The 22,243-nt window shown below is 33.5% G+C and carries 16 protein-coding genes; 7 read left to right on the top strand and 9 right to left on the bottom strand.

Annotated elements, in window-relative coordinates:
- Positions 1-1,842: hypothetical protein (locus QO200_RS18705; protein ID WP_371543359.1), on the top strand; the 1,842-nt coding region annotated here is incomplete at its 5' end.
- A 780-nt stretch (positions 1,843-2,622) separates the two neighbouring features.
- Here QO200_RS18705 and QO200_RS18700 read toward each other — a convergent pair.
- Both QO200_RS18700 and QO200_RS18695 read right to left on the bottom strand, forming a co-directional pair.
- The gene (locus tag QO200_RS18700) at positions 2,623-3,510 is read right to left on the bottom strand and encodes a hypothetical protein (protein WP_371543356.1); all 888 of its coding nucleotides are present in this window, start codon (positions 3,508-3,510) and stop codon (positions 2,623-2,625) included.
- A gap of 1 nt (position 3,511) precedes the next feature.
- A complete protein-coding gene (locus tag QO200_RS18695; RefSeq protein ID WP_371543354.1) occupies positions 3,512-4,354 on the bottom strand; it encodes a HipA family kinase in 843 nt (280 codons plus the stop codon).
- Positions 4,355-4,647: 293 nt separating this feature from the next.
- Here QO200_RS18695 and QO200_RS18690 point away from each other — a divergent pair, with 293 nt between their 5' ends.
- The 3 genes from QO200_RS18690 (at position 4,648) to QO200_RS18680 (ending at position 7,630) form a co-directional block, all read left to right on the top strand.
- Positions 4,648-5,223: a hypothetical protein gene (locus tag QO200_RS18690; RefSeq protein ID WP_371543351.1), complete on the top strand. Its 576-nt coding sequence runs from the start codon at positions 4,648-4,650 to the stop codon at positions 5,221-5,223.
- Between the two features lies 1 nt (position 5,224).
- Positions 5,225-6,175: a nucleotidyl transferase AbiEii/AbiGii toxin family protein gene (locus QO200_RS18685; RefSeq protein WP_371543348.1), complete on the top strand. Its 951-nt coding sequence runs from the start codon at positions 5,225-5,227 to the stop codon at positions 6,173-6,175.
- Between the two features lie 609 nt (positions 6,176-6,784).
- Positions 6,785-7,630, top strand: a complete 846-nt coding sequence (locus QO200_RS18680; RefSeq protein WP_371543345.1) for an RteC domain-containing protein — start codon at positions 6,785-6,787, stop codon at positions 7,628-7,630.
- Between the two features lie 77 nt (positions 7,631-7,707).
- Here QO200_RS18680 and QO200_RS18675 read toward each other — a convergent pair whose 3' ends face one another.
- Complete coding sequence (locus QO200_RS18675; RefSeq protein ID WP_371543342.1) at positions 7,708-7,989, bottom strand: hypothetical protein; 282 nt, start codon at positions 7,987-7,989, stop codon at positions 7,708-7,710.
- 383 nt (positions 7,990-8,372) lie between these two features.
- Here QO200_RS18675 and QO200_RS18670 point away from each other — a divergent pair, with 383 nt between their 5' ends.
- From QO200_RS18670 to QO200_RS18660, 3 genes are all read left to right on the top strand, one after another.
- Positions 8,373-10,019, top strand: a complete 1,647-nt coding sequence (locus QO200_RS18670) for a helix-turn-helix domain-containing protein (protein ID WP_371543339.1) — start codon at positions 8,373-8,375, stop codon at positions 10,017-10,019.
- Positions 10,020-10,219: 200 nt separating this feature from the next.
- A complete protein-coding gene (locus QO200_RS18665) occupies positions 10,220-10,654 on the top strand; it encodes a transposase (protein WP_371543336.1) in 435 nt (144 codons plus the stop codon).
- A complete protein-coding gene (locus QO200_RS18660; RefSeq protein WP_371543333.1) occupies positions 10,654-11,520 on the top strand; it encodes an IS3 family transposase in 867 nt (288 codons plus the stop codon). The genes QO200_RS18665 and QO200_RS18660 overlap by 1 nt, the downstream gene beginning before the upstream one ends.
- Before the next feature lie 546 nt (positions 11,521-12,066).
- Here the strand turns inward: QO200_RS18660 and QO200_RS18655 are convergent.
- The 6 genes from QO200_RS18655 to QO200_RS18630 all read right to left on the bottom strand — a co-directional run.
- Positions 12,067-14,133 carry a glycoside hydrolase domain-containing protein gene (locus QO200_RS18655; protein ID WP_371543330.1) on the bottom strand — a complete coding sequence of 689 codons (2,067 nt, stop codon included), beginning with the start codon at positions 14,131-14,133 and terminating at the stop codon, positions 12,067-12,069.
- Positions 14,134-14,142: 9 nt separating this feature from the next.
- Entirely contained in the window at positions 14,143-15,405 is a 1,263-nt protein-coding gene (locus tag QO200_RS18650; protein WP_371543326.1) for a YdcF family protein, read from the bottom strand.
- 54 nt (positions 15,406-15,459) lie between these two features.
- The gene (locus tag QO200_RS18645) at positions 15,460-17,124 is read right to left on the bottom strand and encodes a RagB/SusD family nutrient uptake outer membrane protein (protein WP_371543362.1); all 1,665 of its coding nucleotides are present in this window, start codon (positions 17,122-17,124) and stop codon (positions 15,460-15,462) included.
- 11 nt (positions 17,125-17,135) lie between these two features.
- A complete protein-coding gene (locus QO200_RS18640) occupies positions 17,136-20,528 on the bottom strand; it encodes a SusC/RagA family TonB-linked outer membrane protein (RefSeq protein WP_371543322.1) in 3,393 nt (1,130 codons plus the stop codon).
- 84 nt (positions 20,529-20,612) lie between these two features.
- On the bottom strand, positions 20,613-21,212 hold the full coding sequence (locus QO200_RS18635) for a sigma-70 family RNA polymerase sigma factor (protein ID WP_371543319.1): 600 nt from the start codon (positions 21,210-21,212) through the stop codon (positions 20,613-20,615).
- A partial coding sequence (locus QO200_RS18630) for a FecR family protein (protein WP_371543317.1) occupies positions 21,202-22,243 on the bottom strand: 1,042 nt, incomplete at its 5' end. The genes QO200_RS18630 and QO200_RS18635, both read right to left, overlap by 11 nt.

Below are 22,243 nucleotides of genomic sequence, written 5' to 3'. Positions count from 1 at the left end.
ATGGCGCACTTTGTTGCGGAATCGTGGTGTACTTTGCTCCGGAATGGGTGGTGTACTTTCGTCGGAATATCTAAATTAAGAAAAATTCAAGTAACTCATAATGAGATTTCTTATTTGAGGAGATTTTGTGTTGAGAATATTATTACACTCTCATTAAATAATTTGAATAGGATATTAGGTCTTATTGATTTACTAGATGATATTGATTGGGACAAAATTGAAGATACTCTTAATACAATTGAAACAGGTTTAACATTCGATTCAGAATTAAAAAATGAAATTTATCAAAAATTTGTAGAGTTTATTGGCAGACATCGAAGCTATCCTGATGCTCAGTGGTCCTTAACTACTGAGATACTTGATCGTATTGAGGATACAGCAGTAAAATTCAAAACTGATGATTACATATTAAGCGAAAAATATCTTTTTGAACATCACCATCCAACATCAATTGAAGGAAAGTGTGGAAATGATTACAGAAAACAAGAACAAGAAATTTTCGAAAAGAGAAAAATATTTATAGAAAAAGTCATTTTAAACTATGGAATTGATAAAGTTTTTGAATTAGCCGACAAAGTTGAATATCCTCATATATATGGAAATGTTTTAGCTATGATTTTAGAAATTTCTTTGGAAGATTCCATTAAAACTTATCAACTTATAGATTCAGAGAATTCTAAATATATTTTATTAGCTAGTAATTTCATTAGAATATCCGAAAATAGGACAAGCAGAGAGGAACAAATTAATGTTTTAAGCAAGCTTATTCAATCGGGAATTTCTAATACTGGAATTACGAAATTCTTACTGTCTTTAAGAGGAAATATTGATTTATGGCAATACATACAAGATGTGCAAAACAATGAAATTGAAAGTCTGTACTGGAAATCTCAACAATCTTGCCTCTATTTAGATAATAAGAATGAATTACTATTTTCATTAGATAAATTACATCAATTTAAAAAATCTATTGTTTTCCTGAATACTTTAGGAACGAATATAAATCAGAATTCAGAAATTAAAATTTCATCGGATGAATTACTAAACCTATTAGAAAAATCTGAATTAATTGATTTTGATGATAGTTCTCAATTTGATAGTCATAGTTTTGAAAATATCCTAGAATTTTTATATTCCCAAAATGATTATGATGAAGAACGAGGAGCAAAAATTGAGATGAAATTTCATTTTATATTTAAAAGCTATCATTCGCCTAAGCCTCAAAATCTTTTTAAAATAATGTCAAAAACCCCATCTGAATATATGGCAGTAATATGCCAAATATATTTACCTGATGATGAAAAACTTCGTGAGGAAGAATTAGAAAAAAGAAGTCAAAATGAAAACACACAATTCATTTTTGAATTCAACTATCAACTTATTGATAACTTTGATTATATTCCTTCATTAAAATTGGATGGCACATTAAATAGCGTAGAACTAAATAACTGGATTAAAGAGGTTAGAACTTTAGCAAAAGACAACCATAGAGAAAGAATTACTGACAGCAGTATAGGTAAATTATTAGCTAAATACCCAATCAAAATCTCGAATAATAAAGGTTATCCAATTGAAATATATGATATAATTGAAGAAATAAACAGCGATAGTATTAAATCTGCTTTTAAAATGCAAATTTCAAATAATTTAGGATTTACAAGTAGAGGAGCTTTTGAAGGAGGAAATATAGAACGAACTAGAGCTAAATTCTTCAACACCCTCTTTGAAGATACAAAAATCATACATCCAAATGTATCTTTAATATTTAAAAATTTACGAGATAGATATTTACGAGATGGGAATTGGGAGGATGAAAATGCTTTGCTACGAAGCTTAAACTAATTAGTTCAAATCATAGTAGTGATAGATGGAAGAGTAAAATTAAGAAATGAGAGAATAATAAGTATAGGCAGAAATAACTAGAGAAATTATTGAAAATGAAAGACGATTCGAAAAACAAGCTTATACAAATTGGGTCTATTTTGCAATTCAATCAAGATACTTTAATCGTGTAATTAAAAATTTTACTTTTACAGATATAGTTTGTCAAACTGATTTAGAGAATTTTGAGGATATGGAAAATAAATTAATCGATCAAATATGCATCAGTGTTAATATAGATATTTATCCAATTATCATTTTTTACGAGATGATTTAGCAGTATACAATAGCGGCAGGCATAGCATAGCTTCAAAAAACAACATAAACTGACCTTTTTTAAAGCAATTAAAATGAAGTTTAAAAATTGCGCTGCTGATTGCTGTCAATGGTCAAGAAACAAATACTGTCTGCTTATCTTTATCCAATGTTATATCAGGAATTTGTCGTTCAGGGTTGCCGAAGGATTTATAATAAATAACCTCATATGGTTCACCTTCAAATTCCCCAGCTGGCTTGAGCATTAAATATCACAGCTGCTGGCCCCCGGCTGGCTTGAGCATTAAGTATCCCAGGTGCTGGCGCGATGCGTCCCGCTCGTACCCACAATCAACATCAATTCTGAGAAGTAATCCCAATGGCGCGGAATTCCATTCCGTGACTTCTTTCGAAGTACAATTAAAATATTTTAGAGAAAAATAATAGAAAAACGTATTGTAAAAAGAAAGGGCTGAAAAGCCCTTTTTAAGATTCTAAAGTCAATAGAAATTCAGAAAACTTGATATTGTCAGAGTTACAAATCAATTCCGTTTCTTTTTCTAATATATCTGGTGTAATAAAATCAAAATCATCTTTGTAGTTTTGAATACTCAAATCAAACAAATCATATTGTAATGTACCTTGAATGGGTTCTTCAAAAGCAATTTTAATTTTTTTAACCGTAGTATTGGCCTTTTGGGCAAAGACATTCAAAGCTTCTTTTATAATTTTTGTTTCATACAAATGGTGAATCACCGTTTGTTCTCCTAGACTAAAATCAACGATTTGGATGGCATTAATAGCTCCATTCTTAGTAATCAACGGGATATGTGTCTCTTTTAGAATACCATTGAAAGTAAAAGGGTCAAAAGTAAATTTTAGATCCGCTTTTTCGTCAAGACCTTCTTTTTCAAAAGCAGGTTTTATCTTTTTGGCAAAAGTCACGATTTCTTTCTTGGTTTCTATAGCTATCGTTTCACCTACAAAGTTGTAATAATACTGCATGAATTTCTCGGCAGTAAAATCAAAAGGCAAAGATGCAGGTTCCGTAAAATGCAAAATACCATTATTGTATTTATTCAAATAAGAAATATAATCTTTAGAGAAAATCGAATTTGAAAATACTAATTGCTGTTGGTCTTTGGTCAACGCTTTATTAGTCTCAGCTACTTTTTGCTTGATTTGCTGCAAGGCATTTTTAGCCATGCTTCCAATCCCTATTTTGGTAGGCGCCAATTTATCTAATAGTCCCAATTTGCTTTTAGAATAATCAAAATAAATCTCATTTTCAGTAATAGCCAATACGCCCATAACCACTTTTTCCGAAGAAATAGGGTTAGTTTGAATGCTGACAATGCTAAAAAATGTTTTCATTTTAATAAATGGATTTACTGTTCAATATAACGGCTTTTACTTTTTCAATTCGTTCTTCACAAAACAAATATTCTTGTATTCGGTCCGCTAAATTAGGCGTTAATTTCCATACATCAGGTAATTGAAAAATAATGGCATCAATAACCTCCTTATGGGAAATTTTCAACAAAGGTATGAAATTATCAACAATTTCAATTATTTCTTCTTCGTCCATATAACGAATAAAGCTCTTGTAAAAATCCGATTGATGAAACTTATCCTGATTTTCAAAGGGCATTTTTGAATTAAAAACTCCTATTTGCTGAACTCCACCAAAAACAAAAGCATGATCAAATGCCATTATTTTACGTTTGCTACCAGATCTAACAACCAATAAATTGTAATTAAAACCTGGATTGATAAATCGCCCTCTATCCACATTATTAATCCACAAATCAAAAAGAGCAATTTTGATCACGTCTTCTGGATTTACAATTCGATTGTATTCTCTTTTATTAGTACAGGTTTCAAATTCGTTAATTTCTTCTGAAGGATCTATTCCTTTAGAACCAAAGCAAATATGGTTTACACGAAGACGTCTGTTTTTTATGATTTTACTTTTATCCAAAGTTCCTTCAGCAACCTGAACCAAAGCAATATCTGGAGTAGGGATATTCAAGACTTTCAGTAGATAATGCGAAACTATTTCATAAGCAAGGCAATTAATTTCATTTGGATCAAAATCCACTAAATATTTGCAGTAATACAAATTGTTATCATTACAAATAAACTTTAAAGGAGCATGACCTGATGTTTTTGTTTCTTCCAATAAAAGTTCTGTTTTAACCTTGAGAATGTCAATCATACAATTTATAGTAGTTTATAGTAAATATAGTAGTATTTCTTTAAAACAATGTGCTTCAGCAGAATAAAAATGACAGGACTACAGAAGAGTAATTGAACCACAGCACTTCGAGCTCTCCCTCTTTTGAACCATTTAAATTAAAAATACAGCTACTAATAAATAGCTTTAATATCTAATTTAAATAACTAATTATCCGTGATAAAACATTCTAAACAAACTATTTATAAATAATATTTGCATGAATTTTAAATTAAAATGTCTGCAAATAAATATTATTTCCTAACTTTGTAATCATGAATAAATTACAGGAACTAAAAAAGCATTTAAAACGAGGAAAGGTATACCGCAGGGCTGATTTGTCTAAGTGGTCCAGATCGGTTGACCGCCACTTGGAAGAGCTTGTAAAGGAAGGAACTTTACAAAAGCTATCTCAGGGGCTTTACTCCTATCCTGAGCTAACTGTTTTTGGACAGGTACCTCCGGAAGAAGAAGTATTGATACAGTCCTTTCTCAAAGACAACCGCTTTTTAGTTACTTCTTTAAACGCTTACAACACATTGGGTGTAGGAACCACACAGCTCTACAACCGTAAAACCGTGTATAATCACAAACGCCATGGTGATTTTAACCTCGGAGGGAAAACATTTTATTTTAGGATAAAACCGCATTTCCCATTAAAAGCCACACCGGAGTTTCTGTTGGTAGACCTGCTCAACAATTTGGATCAGCTCGCAGAAAATCCAAAAGACGTACTCAAAAAAGTACGGTTGAGGGCTGTAACTATGGATGCTAAAAAACTAAAATATTCGCTCAGGGAATACGGCAGTGCCAAAGCAAAAAAGCTGTTAGAACCGTTTATAACAGCCTGATATGTCTGATTACTTACACAACCATAAAGATTTTGCTGCCTTGCTTCGAATAGTCGGTCAGGAATTGAGCATTGAACCAGGTCTTATTGAAAAAGATTATTGGATTATGCATGTCTTGTACGGTCTAAAGCAACAAGGCTATAAATTTGAACTCAAAGGCGGAACTTCATTATCTAAAGGTTATGGTATTATTCACCGATTCTCCGAAGATATCGATATTCATATAAAACCTCCAATCAACTTGAATATTGATGAAAATCCAAAAAAAGAAAAACCGGCAAATATTGAAGCTAAAAGACACTTCTATGATGGACTGGCAGCTGACATAAAAATAGATGGGATTATAGATGTAAAAAGAGACATTGCCTTTGACGATACCAGATATTATCGAAGTGGTGGCATCAGGTTGAATTATAATAGTATATCGGAAGGTATAGATGGTGTCAAGGAAGGTATTCTTCTTGAAGCAGGATTTGATACAGTCACCCCTAACAACAATCTCTCCATTTCTTCATGGGCTTATGACAGAGCTATAGAGCAAGGTGTTGATATAATTGATAACCAAGCAAAAGATATTGCCTGCTACCATCCTGGTTATACTTTTGTCGAAAAATTGCAAACCATAGCGACTAAATTCAGACAGGAACAGGAAACTGGCGAAGAACGTCAAAATTTAATGCGCCACTATTATGATGTATATAGTCTATTAGAAAATAAGCAGGTTCAGGACTTCATTGCCTCAGAAGAATACCAGGCACACAAAACAGCAAGGTTTCCCAAAACAGACTACAATATTCCTATTGCAGAAAATGAGGCATTCTTGCTAACTGATAAGGAACTTAGGAATCGTTTTAGACAACGATATGAAAAAACTGCAACACTGTATTATAAAGGCCAACCAAATTTTAACGAAATGCTTGCTGAGATTGGCAAGTGGGTTGCAAGATTATAATAAAAATCATTATCACCCGGCTCTTCGAGCTCTCTCAACCTTCAACCAGTACCTTTTATCTTTAACCAAACATTAGAGGTTAAAAACTGGCAATTTAGCTACGAAACAAAATTACTGTGGTCATGCGAATGCAAAATCTTCAACAAACAATTAAAAAATAGAGAATAAACTTTTAAATAGTAATTAACATATAGGAAGTACTTCTACCGCTTCCGCCTTGTTCAATAATACCTTTACCCATTAAATCTTGAGTATCTCTAAGAGAAGTATCAGTAGAAACGTTAGTGATTTAGGCATATTTAGAAACAGTAAGCTTCTCAAAAAAATCATCAAGAAGAAGTCGAAGTATTATTATTGCGGTGGGTTAAAGTCAGTAGCCACAAATAGAATACTATGCGCTGATTATTTCTATTTATCACCGCATTTTTGCGGTAAATACAAAACAGAATCACCGCATTTGTCCAAAAAACAAAGTATGCAATTCGGGAATTTCACTATTCAATTCGGGAATTGAACACTACACCATTTGCAAGCCTAGCAACCATTAAATATATTTACAGCACAATCCAATTACCAAATAAGTTAATTTGTAAATCTTAAACCGCTTCAATGAAATCATTTTCTGAATCCTTGATGTCCCAATTAGAGCAGCAATTAAAAATGATCCATCTGCAAACAGAAAACCCTATACAATCGGCCGAACAAGCCATCAAAAGCTGCGTTGCTGCCCTAGAGAGACTGAAAACCTATTTCATAAAATATAAAGGGCTTAACAAAAAGGAGGAAATAGAATTCTTTCGCGACATCAAACCAAAGTTTGCGAGCAAACTGATTTACTACTGCGAAATCTATACTATTGAAACCAATAAGCCACTGGGTTCCCACAAAGAAATTAGTAGATATTATAAAGCAGAACTCCTTAAATTAAAAGTGTTCTTCCGCGACAACCAAGAGTTTTACCGCTACTGTCGCACAGCTAACAACTGTCTTGATAGCAAATATTTTATACGCGAAAAATACGATCTTAAATTAATGATGGACAGTATTTATTTTCAAATAGACCATCGATTCGCAACCTCTCACGACTATAAGATGGCTCGCATAATAGCGAACGATGAAATAAAAATTTTTCTGCTGGAGCAAATGGAAAAACTAGAAAGAAAGGCAATAACAACACAATCGCCTTACCCACTCTCTAAAAGCCTAAAATGGACAGGATCAAAAGTAGATTTGATAGAATTAATTTATGCTCTGCATTCAGAAGGCGTTTTTAATAATGGAGCCACAGGGCTCAAAGAAGTCATAACCTTTTTCGAATCTTCTTTAGAAATCGAATTGGGCCAATTCAACAGGGTTTTTCTGGAAATCCGCAACAGGAAATCCGATAGGACAAAATTTATGAATACACTCAAAAACAAACTCATAATCCGCATGGATGATGCAGATGAAAATTAAAAAAAAAGCTGCTCACACTAAAATGAGCAGCCTTCTAGTTTTGATTGTAATAACTCCTATCTTAAACCTGGATTCAACTACTCGTTGCTCCCTGTAGTTCCTGTAAAATGGGTGATAAGCTTTTTCCAGTCTGGATCAACGGTTTCATCTGCCTGCATTGTAACTGTATTAGTCGATAAACTTTCCGTAGCGAGCACTGTATCCCCTTTTCTGGGAGTATAATAAAAATTCTCCTTCTTCGCATCTGACATGCCTATCGTATCGCCCTCTACAAGAGGACTATCGGTTGTACAGGAAGCAAGTGCAAATAGAACCGATAAACAAATTAATGTACTAAAACCTAAATAGAATTTTTTCATCTTTGATAATGTTTTAAATGTTACTGATTACTTTTTAATCAGTTCATTTCTCCCGGGATAATCTGAACAATTTTGATGGTGGTTTTGCTCATAACAAAACCGTTTGAATTCAGGGCAAAACTAATGGGACCTTTCCCCTCCTGCAAGCCAACAACTGTTCAATTCGGGAATCTACAATATGTAATTCCCGAATTGAACACACTACAATTTTCAATAAGCAACATATATTCAGATAGTTACCATAAAAAAGACAATAAGATTATTTACTAGGTAAATTCTTGCGTCTGTATAGTTATTTTAGTTACATTTATTTTGCAGGAGTAGTGTATTGAGATATATTAACCTTGTGATTTCTAATCAATAAGTGCCAATCTCTTAGGAATATGACAAAAAAACACTTGCTTATAGTATGGGTATTCTTTTATAATTACGCGTATACGCAACAAAGGAATTTTGTCATTCCGGACAGTCTTTCAACCAAAGACTATGAATATTTTAGCAGCAACATACTTTATGAGGAAAAAGATAGTATCAAAGAAATGCTGTATGCGCAGGCATGGTTAGCCAAAGCAAAACGGGAGAAAAACTATGGTCAAAAGGCGCAGTCCTATAAAGCCTTAATTTATACAAGCGATAAAAAGCTACAACTTATCTATGCCGATAGTATGTTGATAGCGGCAAAAAAAACAGCTGATTTTACATTAATCGGATCGGGTTACATCACGAAAGGGGTTATCCAATACGATCGTAAAGAGCATATGAAGGCATTGGACAGCTACCTCATGGCAGACGAATACATTTCAAAAACAAACAACCAATATCAAATTCACAAAGTAAAATATGGCATTGCTCAGATCAAATATTACCTTGGATTTTACCATGAGGCAATAGCCTTATTTAAAGAGTGCTTGGGCTATTTCAAGGAAGAAAATAACCGTGCTTATCTGAATACACTTCATTCATTAGGCCTTTCTTACAACCGCATAGGTAAATATAAGTTATGCAGCCAAATGAATCAGCTGGGGCTGAATGAGGGCTTGCGTCTTAAAAACCTAGAAATGCAGTCCTACTTCATCCATTCCGAAGGCGTAAATCAGTATTTCAAACACAATTATCCTGACGCAATAAAGAAATTGACAAAGGCACTGCCTGCTTTAAAAGAGAATAAAGACTTTACAAACGAAACGACGGCCTATTTTTACATCGGTAAAAGCTACTGGGCCCTCAAGTTGCAGGAAAAGGCAGTACCCTACTTAAAAAAGATAGATGAAGCTTTCCAAAAACAAAAGTACATCCGCCCTGATTTACGGGAGGCTTATGAACTCTTAATTGATTACTATCGGGAACAAAACAACAAGGAATTAGAACTATACTACTTCAGCACCCTGTCAAAAGTAGATCAGCAGTTACTTAAGGATTACAAATACCTTTCAGGCAAAATATACAAAGAATACGACAGCAAAAAAATACTTCAAACTCAAATAAACAATGAACACTACTGGACAGTTGTGGTCTCCATTATAATAACTATAATGTTAATAATCCTTGTGTTTCTGGTACACAGACACTATAAAAGCAAAAGATTATTTGAAGAATTAATGAATCGCAAACCCGACACGGCCCAATCATTAGTATTAAACAATACCAGTAAAGAACTCGATATCAATCCTGAACTAATTACTGCAGTTCTAAAAAATATCGAAAAATTTGAGCGCAATAAAAAGTACCTCGAAAAAGACATGACTTTGGCAAGAATAGCGTCATTACTAAACACCAATACGAAATATGCTTCTAAAATTATTGCACGCTATCGAAAAAAAGGAACAGTTGAATATATCACCTATTTAAAGATTGACCATATTATAGAATTACTCAAAAACGAAAACAAATATCGCAATTACACCAATAAGGCATTAGGTGACGAAGCTGGTTTCGGTTCCACGCAAAACTTTACTCGAGCTTTCAAAAATCAAACAGGCCTTTCTCCCACCTATTTCATTAGTAAATTAAGAAGTCAACGAAATTCATAAGTAATAGCAAGACATCATCTAAGATGCCATTATAGTTCTCATTTTAAAAATCTACGATGAAAATTTTATTATAGAGCACCCAAAAGAAAGCATTAATTTGACCATTCCAGTACAATTAAAAGCCTACACCGAAAAACGATTATTTCCTTTTTTTGAAGGTTTGTCCCGTCCTGAAATAGCGATACACAAAAAGTATCCTAATGGAAAAACATGAAGAAACACGCTATGTTAAGCGAACTCAAAAAGATTACTCAATGTCTTTTAAATTACAAATTGTTCAAGAAATTGAACGAGGAGAACTTACAGTTACGGAATCCACAAAGACTTATGGCATTCAAAATAGATCCACTGTTGTTAAATGGCTCCGAAAATTCGGTAACTTTGATTGGGAAAATCAAACACCATTTACTATGTCAAAGTCGCCAGAACAAAAGATCATGGAGCTTGAAGCCAAGGTAAAACTTCTAGAGAAGCAGAAGTCCTTTTTGGAACGACAAGCCTTTGTTGCAGATAAAAAAGTAATCATTTTTGATATGATGATCGATATCGCAGAAGAAGAATATAAAATTGACATACGAAAAAACTCTCCACCCGAACAATCGACCATTTTAAACACAAAGAACAGCAAACAATAATGTTCGCCTGTAATTTGTTCGGGATAGACAGACAGGTTTATTATCGAAGAATTAAAAGAAAAAGTAACAAGGAAGCTAAAGCAATTGAAGTCGTGTCAATGATTAATCAAGTTAGGAAAACAATGCCCAGGCTAGGTGGTAAGAAATCATATCACATACTAATGAATGTTCTTAAGCCGATGAAAGTTGGAAGAGATAAATTATTTGATATACTCAGGGCTAATCATTTATTGATACAGCCAAAACGTAGTTATCATGTAACAACTAATTCTCATCATCGATTTAGAAAACATCAAAATCAAATTCTTGACTTAGAAATACATAGGCCCGATCAAGTTTGGGTTTCAGACATAACATATATTGGAAAACGAGAAAAACCGTGTTATTTGAGCATTGTTACAGATGCATATTCTAAGAAAATTATGGGATATTATGTTGCTGACAATATGAATACAGAAAGTAGTGTTAAGGCTCTTAATATGGCTATAAAACAGAGAAAGAACAACGAAATACCATTGATTCATCATTCAGACAGAGAATTGCAATATTGTGCTAATGATTATCAAAACACGCTAAATAAAAACGGAATATTGCCAAGTATGACGCAAAACTCTGACCCATATGAGAATGCTGTAGCTGAAAGAATAAACGGAATATTAAAACAGGAATTCATGATTGATAAATACAACCTAGATTTAAAAATCATGAAACAGATTGTTAAAGAATCAGTCACTATATACAATGAATTAAGACCTCACTATTCTAACTATATGCTGACTCCAAACAAAATGCATTTACAAAATCAAATTAAAATGAGGACATATAAAACAAAAAACACTTGCAAAAATGTTTCTGCAAGTGTTTAATTAAATATTTTTGTCTAATAATCTGTATCGGTTATTCAGGACGAGACAGTTTGATAACGGAGGGAAGTTTGCAGCATATAGTTTCAAACAAACTGAAAAATAAATCCAAACGATCGCATGGGCTCACTCCTCGCCTGTTGTAAAAATTGCATCGAAGCAGTAAGTTTTCAACCAATAACAAATGAAGATGTCTAAGAAATGTCTCTAATGTTATAAAACTAACCGATAATACTGTTGGTGATTTTCATTAGCAGTGCAACTTGGAATATTTCGGCACAAAACAGCAACCGGTATTCGAATATTAGCTAAAGTAAATAGTAGACTTAGCCAAAAAAGTGATGGAACAAAGTGTGGCAGTTCTTTTTGGAGTGCTAACCCAAATTGTCCTTGTCTGTTGTAAATAACACGTTTGAAGATGGCAACAAAGGTCCCTTACAGTTGTTGGTGCTTCGGTAGAAAACTATTTTAATCCTTTTAAATTAATAATCTGAATAGATACCGCAAATCATAAAAACAATCAATACTTACCCGTTATTAATTTATAAACTACTCAGTCTTTGAAATCCACCGATCCTCAATTCCCCACTTTTTATTAGGCAATGCAGCAGTTTCGATTATTAAAGTTCCACCATTACTAATCTCTTCCTGCGTCAACCAATTTCTAAATAAAGGCTGCCCATTTAACCAAACCGACTGAATATAAAAGTGATCTTTATTATAATTTCTGACTTCAATGTGAAAAGACTTTCCGTTTTCCCAATTTAAATCTACGTTCTTAAATATAGGAGCGGTCAAATAATAAATGGGAGTACCAATATTTGCTGGGGACAGCCCCATACTTCGCATCACAAACCAAGAAGACATTGTGCCTGCATCATCATCCATAGTGCGAACATAAGCTTGGGGTTCATTCTTATAAATCCTTCCAATATAAGAATCAATTCCTTTACTATTGTCATTAAAATAAGCTTGCACCACGGTATCTAACATAATATTTCTAAATAGTTTTTGTGATTTCCAAGGTTGTGAACTCGCATTATACAAACCAGGAACTTGCAGGTCTGGTTGATTTGCATGATTGTAATTATCTTCTGCAAAAAATTGATCTAATTGCTTTAAAAATGAATCTTCGCCTCCTATCAAGTTTTTTAAACCCAACACATCAAAAGGAACAAACCAGCGGTATTGCCAAACGGTCCCTTGATACATTCCACGAGCTGGCATATTATCGAGATCTCCCTTAGATAAATCGGCAAAATCCTTTTTCCAATAGTTTTTATATTTTAAAGCCTTATTCAAATATTGGTTACTTAACATAGAATCTTTGGTAATTTTCAGGATTTCAGAAAGAGCCCAACTGTCATAAGAGGATTCTAAAGCCGTGTCAGGCGAATTGTACTCCAATCGGTCTACTTCTGCAATTAAAGAATCCTTAATAGTATTAAAATCTACTGGATATCCTTTTTTATATCCATCCAATAAAACTACAATCGCATGTTCCGTGCGCACTGTAGGCGAGGATTCGTGTTTCGTAGCCCAATTATTCTTCCCATACGGATATAAATTAGCAATAGACTTCACGATGGGGCCAAAACGTTCTGGATAAGCCAATGAAAGCATGGGTAATTGCTCTCGATAATTATCCCAAATGGCCCAACCGTTGTATATCGGACTCCTCGATTTTTGAATCGAACCGTCAATGGCTTTGTAGCTTCCATCCGATTCCGAAACTAAAAATGGTGCTTGTAATCCTCGGTATAAAAGCGAGTAGAATAAATCTTCTCTATCTTTTTCGCCAGTTACTTCTATTCTATTTAAAAAATGATTCCATTTTTCCGTTGTTTGCGCCTTTAACTCTTCCAAGGGCATCACCTCTATTCTAGCTTTGGCGTAAGCCGTACTAACGGAGGAAAAACCAACTCGAACTTCCATTTCGGTAGCGTCTGTAAGACCCGAAATAAGGTACTTATGTTCCTTAAATGGCTTTATAGTAGCTAAATTTGAGAACTCCAGAATATAATAAATACGATATATTCCCTTATCACAAGTGGTTTGAGTATCAATCCAGCCACTTATAGTATTGCTATCAACTTCATGCTCTTCAGCAACAAATCGATTAACAAAAGCATGGGACAAATCAATAAAAAGCTCTGCCCCTTTTCTCGGAAATTCATAATGATGAATTCCAAAATTATGTTTTACACTCATTTGGGCTTTAATCCCATTCTCAAATGTTACTCCATAAAAACCTGGGGATGCTGATTCTTGTTTTTTGATTAATGCCGTGCTCACATCTCCATCAAAAATAGGTTTAATAAGTAGATTTCCTCCAGTTCCCATACAGCCTACTCCTTCGATACGGCTATGGGTAAATCCCAAAAATTCCTTGGCCAAATGCTCGTATCCAGAATGAATATGAGGATAAGTTTGGGGACCAATACTCATCATATTAAAAGGTGAAGATGCTGAAGGTGACATTTGTCCATGATCTCCTGATGTACCTAAAAACACATTCACCTTTTCAACTGGTGATGCTAATTTGGCGTCATTTTTTTGTAAAGATTGGCAAGCTACTGCAAAGATTGCAAGACCTAAAACGAGTATTTTTTTCATCTGATAAATTTACGGATCTAAAGGATCGATTGGGTTTTGATGCAAAGATTCTATTTTTGGCAAAAACTCTATTGCAGTCGAATTAAGTCTTTTTAGAATAATGGCAGGTAAATAGCCTAATTCTTCTATACAACGCGTATTAAAATTGGGGCTTCCTACATAATCACTATGACTTACATTCGTAATTACAATACTTTTTTTATCAGTTGGTATTTGATAAGCAAACATCATTCTACTAGCATTACGTAAATTAGTTGTGGTGTGCCTTGCAAAAGGATCAATAAGAATGTTTTCTTCGGGAATATGATACACATCCATCAATTCTTTTTTCATTTCAATAGCCTCACAATACGATGCTCTAAAAGGATGAGCATGACCTCCTGAAACAATAATTAATGGGGCTTTCTTAGCTTCATATTCTAATAATCCTAATTGTATGTTTAATTTTCCAACGGAGGACAATCGGTCTTGATAATTCTCTGGTCCATTTCCCAAAATTAAAATAGAAGCATAATCAAAAGCATTAAAATTTATTTGCTTTATATGGTCAAGTGCTTTTTTGTTCTCCTTTTCCTCTAGCGGTTCGTAGCGCGCCACCTCATCTCGATGGCTCATGTATAAAAGAGACAAACTGAAATCTAGACTTTCTTGAAAAAATAAAGTGTTCAATTTAGGTTTTTTATTGTGAAGCATATCAGACCACATAAAAACAGATCCTTTATAAAATTTAGACTTTACATCATAAGAAACAGAATCTATTGTAGCATACTGAGGCGCTTCTCCAATACCATAGACCTTCATAATCCGATTCATTCCTTGAGCACAAACTTGCCACGCTTTTAACAGTAATTCGGTATCGGTATCGTTTTTAAAATTTTCATATTTCCCAGAAGAACGCAAATTATTTTTTACAAAATCTTGTAGTTCCATTTTACTTTTCATCAAAAGCTGAAGTTCTTTTTCAATACTTTTGAGTTCTTTTTCTTTAAATTGATAGCCACTAATCAAGCAGGAAAGGCTGTCTTTGCAAGAGTTCAGCTTGGAACCAATTTCTTGTTGCTGTTTATTAAAAATGCTTTTTAAAACACTATTGTTTTCTAGAAGTTGACTAACTGCTTTATCGTTTTGAATGGCTGTCAGCAAATAAAAATTCTTATCCTGTACCAGCGAAGATGATTTAGATGATTTGTACTTCAAATCAAATTCTTTGCCTTCTTGGCTATAGCCTGAAATACATGCAAGCGTAATTAATATGTAAATTAGTTTTTTCATCTTTTTTATATAAAAATTAGGCAATCGATAAGATTGCCTAATTTTATTTAATTTTTAATAACCATTATTCTGAGTAACCATTCCTATAGGTAATCCATCAATATACCTTTGTGGTATTGGAAAATATTCGTTTTTACCTTTGACAAACACGGCATTAGTTAGGTGTGTTCTCCTAGTTTTTTCAATCAAAAGATACGCATTTAAAACAGTATCTGCCTCTCCCCATCGAACTAGGTTAAAGAAGCGATGCCCTTCCATTGCTGTTTCCAAACGAGTTTCTAAATGTACTGCAGTTTTAGCCAAAACTTTACTTGTCCATACTGTGCTGTACGGCGCTATAGTATAGTTAGCAGCATTGACACTTCCGTCTAAAGTTTTTACAAAGGCAGTATTAGCTGCGCGATTTCGAATTTGATTTACTAACGTTCTCGCTTCTTCTAATTTCCCTATTTCTACTGCTGCCTCTGCCCTCCATAAAACAACCTCCGCATAACGGATAATGTAATAATTTAACGCATTTACGTATGGCCAAACCGTAACATAATAAGGTGACTTTGCTGAAACTATACGTTTCTTTGGAGAAAAGGCGCCATAAGTTGCCAAATCTCTAGCCCAAGTTTCCTGATACAGAACACCCAAATCTTTGTAAGGTATTCCGGGACGTCCAACGGTAATGTCCAATCGGGGATCTACATTATCACTAGCAACAACGTTTACATTATTTTCTAAGGGTAAACCTGAGGCATCTGTTTTAAAAGCGTTCACTAGATTCTGAGAAGGACGGTGAAAACCATATTGGGAATAAAATGGGCCTCCTGGAGCAGTCAATCTATCGCCGATACTCCCATTATAATTATTAGGCTGTCCATCATTTACCGAATGTTGAACTGCAAAAATAATTTCCTTATTATTATCATTCTCTGGTAAAAATACTTGCTGAAAATCCGTCAATAAACCATAATTACTACTCATTATTTCAGTAGTAGCGTCATAAGCCAGTTGCCATTTACTTTCAAATAAATAACATTTTGCCAAATAAGCTTTAGCTGCTATTTTAGTTGGTCGTCCCAGTTCACTTTGCGTCTCTGGAAGATTGGCATAAGCTTCCTGAAAATCAGTTTCAATTTTTGTCCAAATCTCATCTGAAGTAAAGGTCGTATTTGATTTTGCATAGTCAGCAACGGTTGTAGCCGTTTCATCGATATAGGGAATCTGATTGTATATCTTTTTTAATTCAAAATAAAAGTGACCTCTCAAAAAACGTAATTCAGCGATTCTCTTCACTTTTAAAGAAGCTTCAAAATCAGTCGAAGCGTTTAACAATCGCATGGCTTCATTAGAACGCTTTACACCTTCATAAAGCGCCATCCATTTGCGTTCAATATCTACCGTAGTTGCATTTTCATTGTAAATCTCCATTTGGTGAATGTTATTCTGATCACCTGTTCCACCACCACCTTTATAACTATCATCAGAAGTTATGTCTCCAAAACTAAAATTAGAGTCGGGAGAATTATAAGCATTACTAGCCCCATCTATTTGACCGTTAAGAACACTATAGGCCGATATTATGGCACGTTCTACATTTGCAGGCTTTGTCATTTCAGAAGGATCAACTTCACCGTAGGTAACTTCCTCTAAAAAATCATTAGAACATGAACTCATCTGAAGGCCTAAAGCCAATAGGAAAACTGTTTTTATTGTGTTTTTTATTCGCATCATTTTTAAATTTAAAAGTTTAAATTACAACCAAAAGTAAACGTTCTTGAAGGGGGGTAAATTCCTCTATCAATACCTATATCAAGGTTTCTATTACTTGAAGAATAACTTTGAAGACCTATTTGAGGGGTCATACCACTATATTTAGTTATAGTAAAAACATTACTAGCCTGTCCATATAAACGCAATTTCATTCCGGCTAAAGCTTGCGAAGGAAAAGTATAGCCTAATTGTAAATTATTTAATTTGAAATAAGAACCGTCTTCAACATAATAGGAAGAAGCACGAATGTTGTTGTTTCTATCGTCTAGTGACAATCTTGGAATAGTAGAATTTGGATTATCAACCGTCCAAGCATCTAATAAAGCAGCATCTTTATTGTAGGCTGCTTGATTGAAAAAATGGGTTTTGTACTTGGTTAGATTATAGATATCATTTCCAAAACTTCCGTTAAAAAACATTCCTAAATCAAACTGTTTGTATTTAAGGTTGATATTAAAACCTAGCATCAAATCAGGGTGTGGAGAACCAATAAAAGTCCTGTCTTTACTATCAATTACTCCATCACCGTTGACATCTTTAAACTTAAGGTCTCCAGCTTGTGCGTTAGGTTGCAAACCATAATCTAAAACTTCTTGTTGACTTTGAAATAAACCTTCAGAAACATATCCATAAAAGGATCCTATAGGTTCTCCAACTGCACTTCTAGATATTTCCTGATCAAAATTAACCGTATGTAAAGAAGAACTAGGAATCCCTAAATAAGCCACACTATTTAAAGCTGTCAATTCATTTTTATAACCCGTCAAATTCAAAGCAAGGTCATAGGAGAAATCACTTATTTTATCTGCAAAATTTAAATCTAGTTCAAAACCATGATTTTTCATTTGCCCATCATTAATCCATTGTCCATCATTAGTCCCTCCATAGGTCAATGGAACCACATTATAAACAAGAATATCATTAGTCTCCTTATTGTAATATTCTGCCGTAACATTTAATTTATCATTAAAAAAACCGAGATCAACTCCAATTGTTCTCTGAGTAGTTGTTTCCCAAGATAAATCAGCATTAGAAACGCGTGTTTGTGTTAATCCTGTTTCCGTCACATTTTGACCGCCACCAATGGCATAATCAGAATAATTATTGTTATTAAAATAGCTATCTACAGTAGAATAAGAAGGTAGCTGTTGATTTCCGGTTTGTCCCCAACTAGCACGCAGTAAAAACGAGCTGAATTTATCTCCAAAATCAAAGAAATCCTCCTTGTCTATTCTCCAACCTCCCGAAACTGCTGGAAAAGTTCCCCAATTGTTATTGGCCAATCTTGAAGTTCCATCCCTTCTTACTGTAGCACTTAATAGATATTTTTGATTAAAATTATAATTTACTCTACCAAAATAAGAATTCAAAGCCCACTCGTTTGCAGTACCTGTGTTTAATTGATTTTCGGTACCATAACTTAAATACCTGAAATTTGGATCTTCATAAAGGAAGTTTTGACGAGAAGCTCCAAACCCTTCGTAATAATACTTAATAGCTTCTTGACCCAAAAGAACGTCTAGATTATGACTACCAATCTGTTTCTTATAATTTAAAGTATTTGATATTGTTAATTGATAATTAAAACTATTGTTAGTGGTTAATGAGTTTTTCACATTTTGCGAAAGGATTTCATTGTAAACAGGTGAAAAACCTCTGTAATTATAATTCTCAAAATCCAATCCTAAAGAGGTTTTAACAGTGAAATCACTGATCTTAGCACTAACAAATACATTCCCTAAGGCTTGAATTCGTTTTTGCTTATTGTCTTTGGCACGAGTTAAATTCCCAAGTGGATTTGCAATATCATTGAGTGGATTTCCAGCAAAATCTCCATTATTATCATAAACGGGAACAATAGAAGGGAACTGCAATGCATCATAAACGATGCTTCCCAAAGCGCTATTGGTTCCTGTTGCTACTTGCTCAGTATACGAAGACGTAAAGTTTTCACCAATAGTCAAAAAGTCTTTAATGGTATAACTGGAATTAAATCGAGCCGAAAAACGTTCAAAACCGGTATGCTTTATAATTCCTTCCTGATTAAAATAGCCAAGAGAGAAAGCGTGTTGGCCTTTTTCATCCCCTTTTGACAGCGATAAATTATATGAATGAACAGAGGCGGGCTGCATAATTTCATTAATCCATTTTACATCATCACTGGGAATAGTATTACTAGAATTAAGATACTCAGGAATTGTTGGTGAATTAGGATTGCTTCCATAGATCCCACTTGCTGGTACTTTTCCATCATTTTTTGTGGCTTGCCAAAGTAGATCACCATATTGTTGCGCATTAAGCATATTAGGTAAGTTAAAGGACGATTGAACACCGGAATACCCATCAAATTGTATTTCAGTTTTTCCATTTTTCCCACCTTTTTTTGTCGTTATTACGACAACTCCGTTAGCAGCACGAGAACCATAAATAGAAGAAGAAGCAGCATCCTTTAATACTTGAAGAGTTTCTATATCAGATGGATTGATACCATTTAATCCATTTGAAGCCGGAACCCCATCTATAATTACTAATGGATCATTATTGTTAATGGTACTGAAACCTCTCACCCTAATAGAAGAACCTCCTCCTGGGCTGTTATCACTCATGATTTGAACACCAGGCAAGCGACCTTCAAGCATTTCAACTACATTAGCCTTTGGTTGTGATTTAATATCTTTCATTTTTACAGTAGAAATAGAAGCGGTAACATTTCTTCTTTGTTCTGTACCATAACCCACAACTACAACTTCGTCTAACTGAGAAGTTGATTCAGAAAGAATTACTTTAACTTCGGTTTTATTCTCAATATTGATTACTTTAGTCTCAAACCCCATATAACTAAAAGATAAACTGCTTGTGTTTTCAGGGACATTAATCATAAATTTCCCATCAAAATCAGTAGTGGTTGCTATTGCAGTTCCTGCTACAAAAACAGATGCTCCAGGAATAGGCAAATTAGAATTATCTAAAACTACTCCAATAATTTTTCTGTTTTCTTGAGTCTTATTCTGACTTGAATTACCAAGTTCTTTTACTAAAATCCCATTTTTAGTTATCTTAAAATCAAGACTCACCTTGGTTTTTAAAACAGCTAATACTTGATTTAAATCCTGATTACTCGTCGTAATAGAAATTTTTTCTTGAAGAAATTTCTGGTCTGACCTATAAATGAACTTTTTGTCAATTTGCTGCTCTATTAGAGAAAAAATTTGTTTTATGGAAACATCTTTTAGATTCAAATTAATTTTCTCGTTTACAGCTATATTTTCTACGGTTTCATTTATTATTGGAGTATTAGAATAAATAGTCCCAATACCCAACTGAAAACATAATGATAAGGTTAGAATAATTTTTTGTTTCATTTTATCTGTGATTACTTAATGTTGTTTTTAACAAACTAAACCTGATTTTAAAAAAGTTAGTTTTCTACTAATTATTAAACAGAGTTAAATAACTCTATCTTTTTTATGAGAGTCCAAAGCCTTACTAATATATTTGAGTGCAATAGCTATATGATTTTCAACCGTTTTAGGAGTGACGTTTAGAATTATTGAAATTTCTTTATATTTTAATCCGTCTATTCTACTGAGTTCAAAAGCTTGCCGTGACTTTTTAGGGATAACATCTAATATTTCACGTATCAAATTGGTATTAATTTCCTTTTGTTCATTTTCAATAATCTCCTGCTCTCTACTGGGAGAAAACATTGTATTATTAGTTTTACTTTCATCAATTTGTTGATGAAACTGCTCTGATTTCCGTACTGTTTTTAAACTGTTTTTTACTACTACATAGATATAAGATTTAGGATTTTTAATTTTATCAAGAAGATTTCTATTGTTCCACAACTGAATAAAAATATCAGCTACTTTTTCTTCTACAAGACAAGAATTAGATTCATAACTCAATCCAAAACGACACAAAGGAGTATAATATCTATTGAAGAAAAGTTCCATGGCTTCGTATTGACCATTTCGAATTTGCTGAAATAAATAATCATCCGAAAAGCAATCACTATTGCCCATTTTTACTTGGTTAATTTTCATGGTATTTTGCTATTTCGAAGTTGTTTTGACTAGTTTTTGTTATACTCACATCTAAAATAAATTCTAGAGAAGTTATAAATTCATCAATAGACTGATTCTTGAAAGCCCCTTTGATATGCCTATTTGCAATTACAGCATCCTTAATTACAAAATTCACCCCATAGAATTGATTAATTTTAGCAAGAGCATCTTCAATTTTCACATCGTCGAGTAGAAGTATATTATCTTTCCAAGCTAAAATTTTATTGACATCAAAATTTCTTTTGATGACACACTTTTTTTTGGCATTCCAAACCAATTCTTCATTTGGCATTAGGTTAATTTCATCCTTACTTTCTTTCAGTAATACGTTTACCTTCCCCTTTACTAATGAAATTGTTTGGTTAAGTACACTGCTATTAACATTAAATTCTGTTCCTAAAACTTTCACATCAAAATCAGTAGTATGGACATTAAAAGGGGAATTAATATTCTTTGTAACTTTGAAGAAAGCTTCTCCTTTTAACCAAATATTTCTCTGTTTTCCAAAATCACTAGAGTATTTAACCTCACTTCCCGAGTTTAAAATAACGGTGCTGCTATCTGGTAGCGTAAAAGTGAGTCGCTCTCCTTTAGAAGCAATTTTATGATTGGTATATTCTGAATTTGGTATTGCAACAAAATAAAAAATCGTGCAAAAGACAAAAAGTAAAGAAGTAGAAAGAAGCACCTTATAATTAAATGAACCCTTTACCGATTTTTCCTTTTCTGGTTTGTTATACTTTTTAATGATTTGTCCAAAGGAATTAGTTGCTTTGGAGAAATCACTATTGGGATAACTAATCCAGATTGATTTAAAATTTTCAAAATTAGCAAGTAGATCGTGATCTAAAGACAATTCAATTTCAAATACAGACCGCTCTGCTTTCGACATTTCATTGGCAAGATATCTCACACATTTTTTTTCTTTCTGACTAGTGGAAAAACCGGTCAAATTGACCACCCAATTCCAGTGCAAATTGACCACCAGTTCCGGAGTAAACTGACCACCC

The organism is Flavobacterium sp. Arc3, from assembly GCF_041431375.1.
Taxonomy (GTDB): Bacteria; Bacteroidota; Bacteroidia; order Flavobacteriales; family Flavobacteriaceae; genus Flavobacterium.
The sequence above is the reverse complement of the archived record's forward strand: the minus strand, read 5'-3'. Positions and strand labels throughout refer to the sequence as shown.

What these genes read in the sequence shown, in the direction of transcription:
- QO200_RS18700 (WP_371543356.1), bottom strand. Translation starts at nt 3,510, where the DNA reads ATGAAAACATTTTTTAGCATTGTCAGCATTCAAACTAACCCTATTTCT.
- QO200_RS18695 (WP_371543354.1), bottom strand. Translation starts at nt 4,354, where the DNA reads ATGATTGACATTCTCAAGGTTAAAACAGAACTTTTATTGGAAGAAACA.
- QO200_RS18690 (WP_371543351.1), top strand. Translation starts at nt 4,648, where the DNA reads ATGAATAAATTACAGGAACTAAAAAAGCATTTAAAACGAGGAAAGGTA.
- QO200_RS18685 (WP_371543348.1), top strand. Translation starts at nt 5,225, where the DNA reads ATGTCTGATTACTTACACAACCATAAAGATTTTGCTGCCTTGCTTCGA.
- QO200_RS18680 (WP_371543345.1), top strand. Translation starts at nt 6,785, where the DNA reads ATGAAATCATTTTCTGAATCCTTGATGTCCCAATTAGAGCAGCAATTA.
- QO200_RS18675 (WP_371543342.1), bottom strand. Translation starts at nt 7,989, where the DNA reads ATGAAAAAATTCTATTTAGGTTTTAGTACATTAATTTGTTTATCGGTT.
- QO200_RS18670 (WP_371543339.1), top strand. Translation starts at nt 8,373, where the DNA reads ATGACAAAAAAACACTTGCTTATAGTATGGGTATTCTTTTATAATTAC.
- QO200_RS18665 (WP_371543336.1), top strand. Translation starts at nt 10,220, where the DNA reads ATGGAAAAACATGAAGAAACACGCTATGTTAAGCGAACTCAAAAAGAT.
- QO200_RS18660 (WP_371543333.1), top strand. Translation starts at nt 10,654, where the DNA reads ATGTTCGCCTGTAATTTGTTCGGGATAGACAGACAGGTTTATTATCGA.
- QO200_RS18655 (WP_371543330.1), bottom strand. Translation starts at nt 14,133, where the DNA reads ATGAAAAAAATACTCGTTTTAGGTCTTGCAATCTTTGCAGTAGCTTGC.
- QO200_RS18650 (WP_371543326.1), bottom strand. Translation starts at nt 15,405, where the DNA reads ATGAAAAAACTAATTTACATATTAATTACGCTTGCATGTATTTCAGGC.
- QO200_RS18645 (WP_371543362.1), bottom strand. Translation starts at nt 17,124, where the DNA reads ATGCGAATAAAAAACACAATAAAAACAGTTTTCCTATTGGCTTTAGGC.
- QO200_RS18640 (WP_371543322.1), bottom strand. Translation starts at nt 20,528, where the DNA reads ATGAAACAAAAAATTATTCTAACCTTATCATTATGTTTTCAGTTGGGT.
- QO200_RS18635 (WP_371543319.1), bottom strand. Translation starts at nt 21,212, where the DNA reads ATGAAAATTAACCAAGTAAAAATGGGCAATAGTGATTGCTTTTCGGAT.